General features: G+C 41.1%; 6 protein-coding genes and 1 pseudogene. 2 read left to right on the top strand and 5 right to left on the bottom strand.

Annotated features, from left to right (window positions below):
• A protein-coding gene (locus L650_RS23700; RefSeq protein ID WP_128081048.1) for an IS3 family transposase occupies positions 1-1,218 on the top strand; the annotation gives its coding sequence in 2 pieces (ribosomal slippage) (positions 1-335 and positions 335-1,218; 1,219 coding nt annotated over the 2 pieces). This gene is flagged as partial in the annotation.
• A 54-nt stretch (positions 1,219-1,272) separates the two neighbouring features.
• Here the strand turns inward: L650_RS23700 and L650_RS0109385 are convergent.
• The 4 genes from L650_RS0109385 to L650_RS0109370 form a co-directional block, all read right to left on the bottom strand.
• Positions 1,273-3,990 (bottom strand): DUF2339 domain-containing protein, encoded by a 2,718-nt coding sequence (locus L650_RS0109385; RefSeq protein ID WP_029772952.1) that lies wholly within the window; start codon positions 3,988-3,990, stop codon positions 1,273-1,275.
• A gap of 176 nt (positions 3,991-4,166) precedes the next feature.
• A complete protein-coding gene (locus L650_RS0109380) occupies positions 4,167-5,528 on the bottom strand; it encodes a DUF4397 domain-containing protein (RefSeq protein ID WP_024033201.1) in 1,362 nt (453 codons plus the stop codon).
• Between the two features lie 153 nt (positions 5,529-5,681).
• The gene (locus tag L650_RS0109375) at positions 5,682-6,587 is read right to left on the bottom strand and encodes a GGDEF domain-containing protein (RefSeq protein WP_029772951.1); all 906 of its coding nucleotides are present in this window, start codon (positions 6,585-6,587) and stop codon (positions 5,682-5,684) included.
• A 231-nt stretch (positions 6,588-6,818) separates the two neighbouring features.
• Positions 6,819-7,403 carry a YqaA family protein gene (locus tag L650_RS0109370; protein ID WP_029772950.1) on the bottom strand — a complete coding sequence of 195 codons (585 nt, stop codon included), beginning with the start codon at positions 7,401-7,403 and terminating at the stop codon, positions 6,819-6,821.
• Positions 7,404-7,591: 188 nt separating this feature from the next.
• Here L650_RS0109370 and L650_RS0109365 point away from each other — a divergent pair, with 188 nt between their 5' ends.
• Complete coding sequence (locus tag L650_RS0109365; RefSeq protein WP_029772949.1) at positions 7,592-8,827, top strand: TMEM143 family protein; 1,236 nt, start codon at positions 7,592-7,594, stop codon at positions 8,825-8,827.
• A 78-nt stretch (positions 8,828-8,905) separates the two neighbouring features.
• On the opposite strand, the pseudogene L650_RS0109360 reads toward L650_RS0109365, so the two are convergent.
• Positions 8,906-11,990, bottom strand: a pseudogene (locus tag L650_RS0109360) (efflux RND transporter permease subunit).
• Positions 11,991-11,992 lie beyond the last annotated feature (2 nt).

Here is an 11,992-nt window from a genome sequence, read left to right as displayed (position 1 = left end):
TAAAGACGTTAAGCGTACTCAGCGAGATTATACATTAGGCTTTAAATTATCTATTGTTGAGCAAGTAGAAAAAGGCGACTTCACCTATAAACAAGCGCAAAGTCATTACGGTATTCAAGGCCGCAGTACCGTTCTGGTATGGCTGCGAAAACATGGTAAATTAGATTGGTCTAAACCAACTTATATAGCCAACATGCCTAAATCGAAAGAAACCCCAGCACAAAAAATTAAACGTTTAGAGCGCGAGATAGAAGAGTTACGCCTAAAGGATTTAATCAAAGATGAAATGATTAATATTATGGATGAAGAATATGGAGCGGGCTTGCGAAAAAAGTACATATCCGAGCTATCACGCGCGCAAAAGAAAACCATCAAATAAAGCTTACTCCGTTATGCCGTGCATATGGCGTAACGCGACAAGGTTACTATCAAGCTATGCGCAGAATAGATGCTCGGAATAAAGAATTGGAGCCAGTCAAAGAATTAGTGATGTACTGGCGGCAATTCATGCCTCGTATTGGTGGGAAGAAACTTTATCTGATGATAAAGCCAGACCTGCAAGAGCGTGGCATTAAACTAGGTCGTGATTGTTTTTTTGATTATTTGAGAGAGCATGACTTTCTTGTAAAACCAAAGAAAAATTACACTAAAACAACAAACAGTAACCATTGGATGCGCAAGCATCCCAATTTACTAAAGGAATACATGCCTACTGCGGCCGAGGAAGTCTTCGTTAGTGACATTACATACGTAAAGTCAGCGCAAGGCGTGCATTACCTATCGTTAGTCACTGATGCTTACAGTCGAAAAATAATGGGTTATGAGCTGAGTGATGAAATGAAAGCAACCGATGTAGTCAGAGCATTAGAAATGACAATTAAGCAACGCGTATATAAACGTGATGCCATTCATCATTCAGATAGAGGTTTACAATATTGCTCTGAAGTATATCAAAATGCGCTATTAAAAGAGGGCATTAGACCATCGATGACCGATGGGTATGACTGTTATCAAAACGCATTAGCAGAGCGTATTAACGGGATATTAAAGCAAGAGTTTTTACTGTATAAATGTCGCAATATGGCAGAGTTAAAACAGCTCGTTGAAGAATCGATATTTATATACAATGAAATGCGACCGCACTTAAGTTTGGATATGAAAACACCAAATCAAGTGCATAAAAAAGACCTGGCGCTTTCGCACCAAGTCTTTCATTAAAACCGTCAACCTATTTCAGGACGGGACAAACCAAGGCGTTGGAACCCTTAATTATTAGGCTGGTTTGGCTTGGCTTCGCAGTTTTTGAAATAACCAACTAAGCCCCACTAACGACAAGCCTAAGCCAATAAACGACAGCGCTTTTAAAAGCCCCGTTAAATTAGCCATGTCCACTAAGAATACTTTTAAAATAACGGCTGCCAATAATCCTAACCCTATTTTTTGGATTAATAGCTGATTTTTTAAATGCCCTAGCACCACAGTAATAGCCCCTAACACAAGCCAAATAACCGAGTAGCTATAAAGCTCTGCGTTGCTTGCACCTGTTGATAAGTAAATATAAGGGCCTTGCCAGTATTGGCGTATAAAGCCATTAATTGCCAGCACACTCAATACACCCGCTACTGTGAGTATAAATGGCGCAGCTTTTGTATACAGCGGTTTAATTAACGTATAAAGCCAAAGCACGAGACCCGCAGGCACTAACCAAAGCAAAAATAGCCAATTAAATACAAAATATTCGCCAATATAAATAGAGCTTAAAAATGGATTAGCGTTTAGTAAGGTGCTCAGTGCAGTAACACCCGCAGCACCTGCTAATGCTATGCCTGCCACTTGGTATAATTTAGCTAAGCTATCGGCAATACGAGCACGGTGTAAATATACACAACCCAGCGCAAGCCAATTACAGGTGAGTAAAGCTTGTTCATAAAAGCTCAAAGAATCAAACTGCGGATAGTGTCCTACCAGTTGATAACTGGTTTCGGTGGTAATAAATAACGCCAAGCAATGCAGCGCTGCGCCTTCAAGCCAAACTTTTAACTGCGATGCGTTAAAGCATTTGGCTGCAGTGTAAAATAACACCACACACAAAGGATAAACTACTAAGCTCCAGTGCACACCCAATACACTAAGCGCCTCGTAACTTGGGGTCCACGGTGACAGTGTAAGGCGAATTAGTAATGCAGCCACCAGCGCTTTAATTGGCCAATGTGGCATAGGCACCCGATAGCGGTTTATTAACACGCTAATGAGTAAAACTTGAATAGCCAGTGCAATGGTTAGCCCGCTGTCATTTAATAACATAGTAATAGCAAGCGTGATGTTGGCATTTGCCCCCACCCAATATGTAAAGCGCTGAAAAAGCGTTGCGCCACCTATTGCGCACTTAATTAAAATGGCGCTACTTGTAAGTAGTATCAATGCCCACAGTGGATAGGCTGCGGCCAACGCATGGTTTGGGATTATAGCGTATAAGGTGGCAATCATTATAAAAACGCTAAACGAGGCGGTAATATGAAAAGCCAATCGTTTAGGTTGCCACTTTATACCAAAATAAATCCCATATACGCTGAGCGCTAACCCTAAAAATATAGCGCCACCATATTGGTGCCTAAATATAAATAGCGAGTCAGAATAATCAGCATAATAAAAAGGCGTGCTTAATAGCCAGAGTACAGCTATTAGCATCGCCACCCCTTGCCATAAATCCCAGCGGCTATTTTTAAGCACTAAAAACAGCAATGTTAATATGCTTAACGCATTTATTATTTGCCACTGTAAGTAGTTATTACTATCAAAAAGCATAGCCAGTAACAAAGGGACAATACAGGCAAGCATTAAAGGGTTACTAGGGAGTGCGTTTATTAGGCGCTTTAAACTATGTGGGCGAGTTTCAACCACCGCAAGTTTTAACCCCAAGCGTGGCACGGCAATTAAACCAATAACACTTAATAGCCCATACGTGCCCATAAGCCAAATGTTGCTGCTGGTAGCTAAAGTAAAACCAACAACATACCAGCTAAAATGCCCCGCCCAAAGTAAATACCACAGCCATGCACGCTGCACTTTATACGCGACCAGCGCAGCAGATAAGCTCACAAATCCAATGTACATATAAAGCGCAAATAAATTATTGCTGCCAGTGTTAATCAGCACGGGGACACAATAAGCACCAATAATACCTAGTACGGCTAATACTGGGCCAAGCATTATTGCCATAGCGCTCGCACTTATGGCAATAACCCCAAGGACAACAAATGCTGTTAAAGGGCTGATCATGTTATAGCTGCTATACGCTAATAAGGTCAGTGCAAAGCACGTAATAACCCCCCCACTGGCAAGCGCTGCAGGTATATAGTTATTAAACCCTTCAAATACACTATTTTTGTAATGCATATAAGCTGCGGCTGCAATTAAGCCTCCACCAAATACACCGCCTAGGGTTAATCGCATTGCAGGAGAGAGCAACCCGGCTTCTAAACTGTACTTTGCTAAAAATATACCGCCTAGCGCCAATGCGATTGCGCCTATCCAGGTCATCCAGTTTTGCTCAAAGTCGCTACGCAGTTTTTCAAAAAAAGAAGTGAAAAGTGTGGGTTTGAGATTTTTACTGCCTTGCTTATGTTTACTGGCAGAAGCATTAGCGGGAGGCTTTATTGCTGAAGCTGGCGTTCTTACCTGCCCACGAGGCTGACTTGGCTGATTGGATTGATTAGGACTAACTTGATTAAAAGTCGCCTCATTGCTATTTGTTTGAGCCGTGTCTGCATGTTCAGCTGTGGAGCAATCGGTGCTTTTATCGGTGCTTTTATCGGCGTTTTCAGCGTGGCTTTGTGCGTTGTTAGCTAATTCTAAACTAAGTACTTTTGCTTTTAATTGGGCAATTTCTTGCTTTAAATTACTAAGTTGTGCAATTGCGACAATACCGCAAATAGCACCGGCCATTATTGCAAATGCAAATAAACCCACTATTCCTAAAAACTCATCCATGGCACGCTCTTTTTATTTATTATGTTATGAGTGTACCTAAAATTTTTAAAAGTTATAGCAATCTGCTTATATATGGGTTTATTTAATGTAAACAAAATCACGCTACAGCTAGGCAAAAAAAAGCCCCAAACAATAATGCTTAGGGCTTTTACTTTCTAGAACGTGTTACAAGTTGCTTATTCTACGCTGTCTGTAATTGTGCGCGTTACACTCATTTTAAAGCCTGAACTGGTTGTCTCATCGTGCTCTAAAATTAAGATATAGTTACCTTCTTCGGTAAAATCTATATCGCTTTGTTGAATTAACACTATTTGTTGGCCGTTATCTTCGTATACGGCATACACAGTGTAAGCTTCATCATCTACATCAATTTCTTCTTGATCGTATCTATCTAAGCCATCAATTACATTGGTGGCGTCATCAACGGTTTCACCATTTAAGGTAAAGTACACGTCAACTTCGCTTACTGTTTGCCCTGCGTAGCTTTCAATTAGGTTAACAACCGAAATAGTATGGCTGTAGCTGCTAGGTGTTAGGTTTTCCTCAACACTCATCATGCGTAAACCATTATCGACATCGTTGTAAAAAACGCCTACCGCACTTTGCTCGCGCTCTAGGGTCATTAAAAAGTTATCGGCAAGCTTAGTGCCCTCTTCGTCGTACATTGCAACGCTGTAACTGTTTGGCGAAAGCTCAACGTAATCGGTGTAGGTATCGCTTGCTACCGTATTAGTATCGTTAACTGTGGTGCCACGGGTCGTGCTAAAGCTAACTGGCGAGTAATCGTCAACGGTATTTATAAAGCGCAATTGGCCTAACGCTGATTGGTGCTTTAGTGCTGTAACATAGTTATTGTCAGTCACAATATCGAGCGTGATACCGTTTTCTTCTGTTGCATAGCTTGGGCGGATCATGGCTACGTAGCTTTCTTCATCGTAAAAATAAACCGACTCCGACTCATACACTACATCAGTGCTACCTGCCTCAGTGATATAAATTGTGTAGTAACCCTCATCAAGGGTTTGTAAATCTAGTTCACTTAAATACTGTGTTGATGTAAATAGTTCAGCACTTTCAAATACGCCATCATCGGTTGCTAGGTAAATATCGTAGCTAGTGTCTTCACTGGTGATATTGTAAAAACCTAAGTTAAACTCATCTGTATCACTTGAAATGGGCACGCTTAGCTCTGTGAACGTAGGTTCGTCAAAGTTACCGCTCATTACAATTAGTTCGGTTTTGTCCCCTTTGATTGATACTTCTTGTTCGCTAATTGTAATGTAGCTGTCGTTTGCATCTAAGTATTCAAAGCTTAAATCGTAAGTGCCGGTGCTGTAATTATGACGCGTGGTTACATCAGCAAAATCAGTGCCTGAGCGCTCAGTTTCGTCTACAAATAAACGCGTATATGGGCTGTTATATGAGCCGTTATATAATTGTACGTAGCCTGTATCACTTGAGCCGTCGCTGCCGCCACAACCAACTAAAATAGACATTAAACTTAGAGGTAAAGCAGCTTTCAACAGAGAGTTGGTCATTAAAGTTTCCTTATTATTAAAATCACTATTATGACTTCTTTGCTGCATTTTAATTTCATAGTTTACAAAGTATTACCCTCGCTGACAGTTCTTTACGAAAACGTTTAAAAGTGTAATAAATGTGCAAATAATAAGGATATTTGCGTAGAAAGCTTAAGGGGCTATTTTATATTGATCTCGGCCATTATTTTTAGCAACGTATAAAGCCATGTCTGCCCGCTTCATTACCTTGTCGAGGGGCTCGTTAGCGCTTTGCAGCGCCATACCAATACTTACGGTAAGCTGTTTGACCTGTTTAACTTTAATATTGTGTGCAATGTCTATTAGTTGCCCACAAAATTCAGCCGCTTGGCTTATATTACCGGTGGGCAAATAGCCGCCAAACTCCTCACCGCCTAAACGAGCAAATACTGCATTATTAACAAATGCACTATTATACTTAGTAGCTAACTGCTGTAGTACTAAGTCACCCTCATCATGGCCAAATTCATCATTAATAGCCTTAAAATGATCAATATCAACAATTAAAATCACATAAGGCGTGGCGGAGGCGGTTTTAACATGCCGATAAAAATAACGCCTATTATGTACTTGTGTTAAGTCATCAGTAATTAGTTCGCGCGCTAAACGGTTATGAATACTTTGCACAAAGCGCATGGTTTTAAATAAGCCATAGGCGGTAAAAAGCATTCCCATGGTTCTGCATAAGTCTTCAAAATAAACACTCATCCAATAGGGCTGCACAACTAATTCATCTATTACATCGGCCGTTGTGCCCATACTCCATAGCAATAAACCCAATGTAGAAAACACATACGCTTGTTTTGAAAGCTCAGAGCACTGCACTATCCAAAATAAAAATATAAGCACAATAAGGTTGCAAAAGTCGGTAGTAAAACCGTACACGTTATTTTGCACATCTAAAGGGGGGAAAGTATTTAAAGCATAAAGTGAGAAAACAATAATGTAGAGCAGTAACGCTATACTTACCGCCTTATTTATCCAACTCATTTTATAAAAGTTAGACAGCCTAACGGTAAGTTTTACAGTTTCAATCATAGGGTGGCGCTTTTTAGTGCGTTATTAACAAACTATAGCACACCAGAAAAAACCGTTATAAAAGGTTACCTTACCCTGTACTTGCTGGGTTATTTCACCACCTTGAATACAAAGAGTTGAGCAATGCAGACACAAATACAATGCAAAGCTACAAACCCACATTTGCATTAGTACCTACACAGTTTTAGTCGCGCTGAGCAGCTTACTTAACTATACCAACCAAGCATAAAACTATATTAGAGTGCTAAGGCCCCATAAAGCTAATATTAAAATAGTAATAGCAATCATCGCTTTAGTTTTGTGTTTACTGATTATTTGCTCGGCTTTATTACCTGCGTAATATACAACAACGGCTAAACTAAAATAGCGAATTGAACGAGCAATACCAGAGGCTAATAAAAACAAACCAATAGAGTATTTCGTAGCCCCAGCGGCAAGCATCGCAATTTGAAACGGAATGGGCACAATGCCCAGCGTCATTACAAACCAAAAACCTTGGCTTTGCATTTGCTGCTTAACATTTTCAAATTGCTCTTGGCTTGAAAACATTTCAATAACCCAGTCACCTATAGCGTCAAATAGGTAATAACCCAGCGCATAACCAAATAAAGCACCAATCACGCACCCAACTGTAGCCATAAGCGCTATTAACCAAAGCTTTTCACGACGTGCTTGCATAAGAGGCACAAGCACTGCTTCAAGCGGAATAGGGACTATCGTAGATTCTAAAAACGACGCTACGGTAATGCCTGTTAGCATATGTTTAGAATCTATAAAGTGCCGTGTTTTTTCTTTTAGTTTTTTTTGAATAGCCATGTAAATCCTTTTTTGCTTGTGATGATAAGCCGTTGCTCAATGGGTTAATTCTTACATATTTACGTTAATACACGCTGAAAACAGTTAAAGATTTACCCCCATATAACTGTTAACAAATTAGCAATATTTATAAGAATATTTTATTATGTGCCAATGCAGCTAAATACCTACCAAAGCAGTTAAAATTTATGCAAAGTGCACGTTTTATTCCCTTTAGAAAACAAGATATTGTTGATATGTGCAGCGCTGAGCTCACAAACAACTCAGAGCAAACATCGTTTAAACAATTTTGCGATTTATTAGCAAGCCTTATCCATTACGATTACCATTCAACACTTGAGTCGCTCAAAAATAACTACGCGCCCTTTGATCCCAATAGCGATACGCGATCTTTAGCGCCAGTATCCGCTGATCAAAAAGCGCAGTGCCAACGCGAATTTGCTAAAGATTTTGCTAAGGTACTTAATGCAGCTAACTTTGAAGTGATCACCCATCAAGACCTACAAGATGCACTCAACGAAGAGTCACTATTTAAAGTACGCCTTGAGGTAGAGTTTGACGACTTTGAAGAAGTGGTTTTTTATCGTCGTGGCGAATCACAACTTACTGAAACAATAACCAGCTTTTGGGGCTTGCGTAAAAAGCCCCTGCACTTTACCAATTACGACCGCGTTGCAGTGTTTATTCGCTTTAAAGATAAAGCCTACTTTGAGGCTAAAAATAAAACGCCTTTAGGGTTTGAACCAAGCTCTACCATAGTTAAGCTGTTTCAAAATGTACCCAAAGCCGACCTTGAAATGCTATTTCCAAATAGCGAAGTACGTATGCGCCCTATAGATAAAGTGATTATTGGCTCATCGGCTTTAGTAGGCGGTGCTGTGGTATTAATCACTAAGCTTGGCGCATCTATTTTATTGTTATTTGCTTTATTTGCTTTTTGGGGTGGCTTTAGAAGTGAAGCCGTAGAAATGACCCAACAACACTTTATTACCTTTGCTATTGGAATGGGGGTTTTTGGCAGCTTTATTTTTAAAGAGTGGAGTAAATTTAAAAACCGTAAAATTAAATTTATGAAAGCGCTAAGCGATAACCTCTACTTTAAAAATCTAGATAACAATGCCGGTGTTTTTCATACCCTTATTGACGCCGCCGAAGAAGAAGACATAAAAGAAGCCCTGCTTGCCTATACATTTTTACTAAAATCAGAAAGTGGCTTAAGCGCACAAATGCTTGATGAGCAAATAGAGGCGTGGTTTAAAACAAAGTATAAATGCGAACTCGACTTTGAAATTAGCGATGCGCTTGAAAAGCTCACTCGGATGCGTTTAGTAACCTGCACTAACGATGTGTATAGTGCAATAAATTTAGATCATGCCAAGACTATTTTGGATGAGCGCTGGGATAACCTGTTTCAATATAATTAATCTGCAATGTTTACCTAACAACAAAAAAGCAGCTGTAATTACAGCTGCTTTTTACATTACTTAACAAGATGCAATTAGCTAAGCAGCTTGATGCCTAGTAAATTTTGCATGCACTAATTTATAAAGCGCAGGCAATATTAATAGCGTCAGTAGAGTTGATGAAATAATTCCGCCAACCACAACCGTTGCCAGCGGCCTTTGTAGCTCAGCGCCGGTGCCTGTATTTAGCGCCATAGGAATAAACCCTAAACTCGCCACTAAAGCCGTCATAAGTACTGGTCGCAAGCGCGAAAGCGCACCGCTTTGTATTGCATCTATCAAACTAAGCCCATCAGCTCTTAACTGTTTAATAAACGACAGCATAACCACACCATTTAATACCGCTACACCACTTAGCGCGATAAACCCCACACCTGCCGATATTGATAACGGCATATCGCGTAGCAGTAACGCGAGCACACCACCACTAAGGGCAAGTGGTACGCCACTAAATATAATAAACGAATCACGCAGTGAATTAAACGCGCTATAAAGCAGGCCAAATATAAGTAATAAAGTAACCGGTACCACCAGCGATAGCCGCTTACTTGCCGATTCTAGTTGTTCAAACGTGNGCTTGCGCATCGCTTACAAAGCTTGCTAAATCGCGCCCTTCTACATTTGCAGTTACTACAACATTACGCTTACCGCTTTCACGGTTTATTTGATTAGGCCCTTTATTAATACTAATATTTGCAACTTCGCCCAGCGGTACAAATGCAAGGTCGGGATTAGCACTTTTTGGCACAGCAACAGGTAAACGTGCAAGCTGTGTTATATCGCTAGACCAACGCTCATCTAAACGCACTAATAACGAAAAACGTTTGTCGCCTACATAAATTAGCCCAGTTTTTACACCACCTATAGCAGCACTTACACTTTGCTGTATATCGGTTACGGTTAAGCCTAACAGCGCCATGTGGTCGCGAAGCGGCGTTACCGAAAGTGTAGGCAGGCCTTCCATTTGCTCAAGGCGTACATCGGTTGCGCCAGTAATATTTTGTACCAAGGCTGTGGCTTTTTCACCGAACTGTTTTAATGTTGATAAATCATCGCCATAAATACGCACAGCCACATCGGCGCGCACGCCAGCAATTAGCTCGTTAAAGCGCATTTCTATTGGTTGGGTAAACTCATAGTTATTACCGGGTACTTCATTAACTAAATGACGAATTTGCTTAACCAGTTCTTCTTTGCTTAAAGCAGGATTTGGCCATTGATCGCGAGGTTTTAACATTAAAAAGGTGTCGGCAACGTTAGGTGGCATAGGATCGTTTGCTACATCGGGAGTACCAATTTTTGAAAATACTTTTGCCACCTCCGGCTTAGCTAAAATGGCTTGCTCAAGCTCTTTTTGCATTTTTACCGATTGCTCAATACCGGTGCCGGTAATGCGCAGCGCATGCATAGCGATATCGCCCTCATCAAGCTGCGGTAAAAATTCAGCCCCCATATTTTTAACTTTAAAGCCAAGCGCAATTACAAGCACACCCGCAATACTAACCATCATCCACGGTAATTTAAGCGATAAGCCAAGTAGCGGTTTATAGCCTTTTTTAATTCCGCGCATCACGGCATTTTCGCTCTCACTCACCTTAGCGCGTACAAATACCGCAATGGCGGCAGGTACAAAAGTTACTGCAAAAATAAGTGCGCCAACTAGTGCGGCTACAACGGTAAACGCCATTGGCTGAAACATTTTGCCCTCAACACCACTTAATGCAAACAGCGGTAAATACACCAGCATAATAATTAAAATGCCAAATACTGCTGGGCTGAACACTTCTTTAGTGGCGGCGGTTACCACATTTAAACGCTCGTTTAGTGTAAGTTGCCTGCCATGCTTATGTTGCGCAAGGCCAAGTTGCCTTAAGCAGTTTTCAACTACAATTACAGCGCCATCAACAATTAAACCAAAATCGATTGCGCCTAGGCTCATTAAGTTACCCGACACCCTATTACCTACCATACCGGTTATGGCAAATAACATACTAAGCGGAATAACCATGGCCGTAATCAATGCGCCAGTTACGTTACCCAGTAGTAGCAGTAAAATAACAACCACCAGCACCGCGCCTTCAAACAGGTTGGTTTTTACAGTGTCTATGGTTTTATCAACAAGGGTTGTACGGTCATAAACAGCCTCAACCACTACACCTGCTGGTAGGCTTAGCTGTACATCTTTGAGTTTATCTGCCATGGCTTTTGCCACTACGCGGCTGTTTTCACCAATGAGCATCATGGCGGTGCCAAGCACGGTTTCTTTACCATTATAAGTAGCGGCGCCGGTTCTGAGCTCTTTGCCTAAACGCACGTTGGCCACATCTTTTATGCGAACGGGTGCATCATCTCGCTTAGCAACTACGGTATTGGCTATATCATCAATGGTTTTTAATTGCCCCGGCGAGCGCACTAAATATTGCCCATCAAAACGCTCTATAAATCCTGCGCCTTGGTTACTGTTATTTAATTTAAGTGCCGTAATAACATCACTAAGCGTAAGCTTATAAGCGAGTAGCTTTTCTGGCATGGGCGCTACTTGGTACTGGCGCTCAAAACCCCCTTGGCTGTTTATTTCGGTAACGCCTTTTACTTTTAATAGCTGCGGGCGAATAACCCAATCTTGCAGGGTACGTAAATCTTCTGCATTAAATGGCGTACCATCATCTTTTAATGCACCGTTATTTGCATGCACAGAATAAGTAAAAATCTCCCCTAACCCGCTGGCAATTGGCCCTAAGTTTGGTTCAATATTGGCTGGTAGGTCTGAACGAATACTTTGAATGCGCTCACTAATTTGCTGGCGCGCCCAATAAATATCGGTCCCTTCATTAAAAATAACGGTTACTTGCGAGAGCCCATAACGCGAAATTGAGCGGGTGTAATCAAGCTTAGGAATACCCGCCATTGCAGTTTCAATCAAATATGTAATACGCTGCTCGGCTTCAAGCGGGGTAAAACCCGGCGCCTTGGTATTTATTTGCACTTGCACATTGGTTATATCGGGTACGGCATCAACGGCTAAATTTTGTGTGTTGTATACGCCAAACCCAGCAAATAAAAGTGTGAGTGCAAGCACCATCATTCGGCGCTTAACCGCAAACGAAACTATCCAGTTAATCATGT

It is taken from the genome of Pseudoalteromonas sp. TB51 (assembly GCF_000498055.1).
GTDB classification, from domain to species: Bacteria; Pseudomonadota; Gammaproteobacteria; order Enterobacterales; family Alteromonadaceae; genus Pseudoalteromonas; species Pseudoalteromonas atlantica.
This window is presented reverse-complemented; position numbering and strand designations above follow the sequence as displayed.

Excerpts from the sequence above, each read along its gene's own strand:
- L650_RS0109375 (WP_029772951.1), bottom strand. The coding sequence starts at position 6,587 with ATGATTGAAACTGTAAAACTTACCGTTAGGCTGTCTAACTTTTATAAA.
- L650_RS0109370 (WP_029772950.1), bottom strand. The coding sequence starts at position 7,403 with ATGGCTATTCAAAAAAAACTAAAAGAAAAAACACGGCACTTTATAGAT.
- L650_RS0109385 (WP_029772952.1), bottom strand. The coding sequence starts at position 3,990 with ATGGATGAGTTTTTAGGAATAGTGGGTTTATTTGCATTTGCAATAATG.
- L650_RS0109380 (WP_024033201.1), bottom strand. The coding sequence starts at position 5,528 with ATGACCAACTCTCTGTTGAAAGCTGCTTTACCTCTAAGTTTAATGTCT.
- L650_RS0109365 (WP_029772949.1), top strand. The coding sequence starts at position 7,592 with ATGCAAAGTGCACGTTTTATTCCCTTTAGAAAACAAGATATTGTTGAT.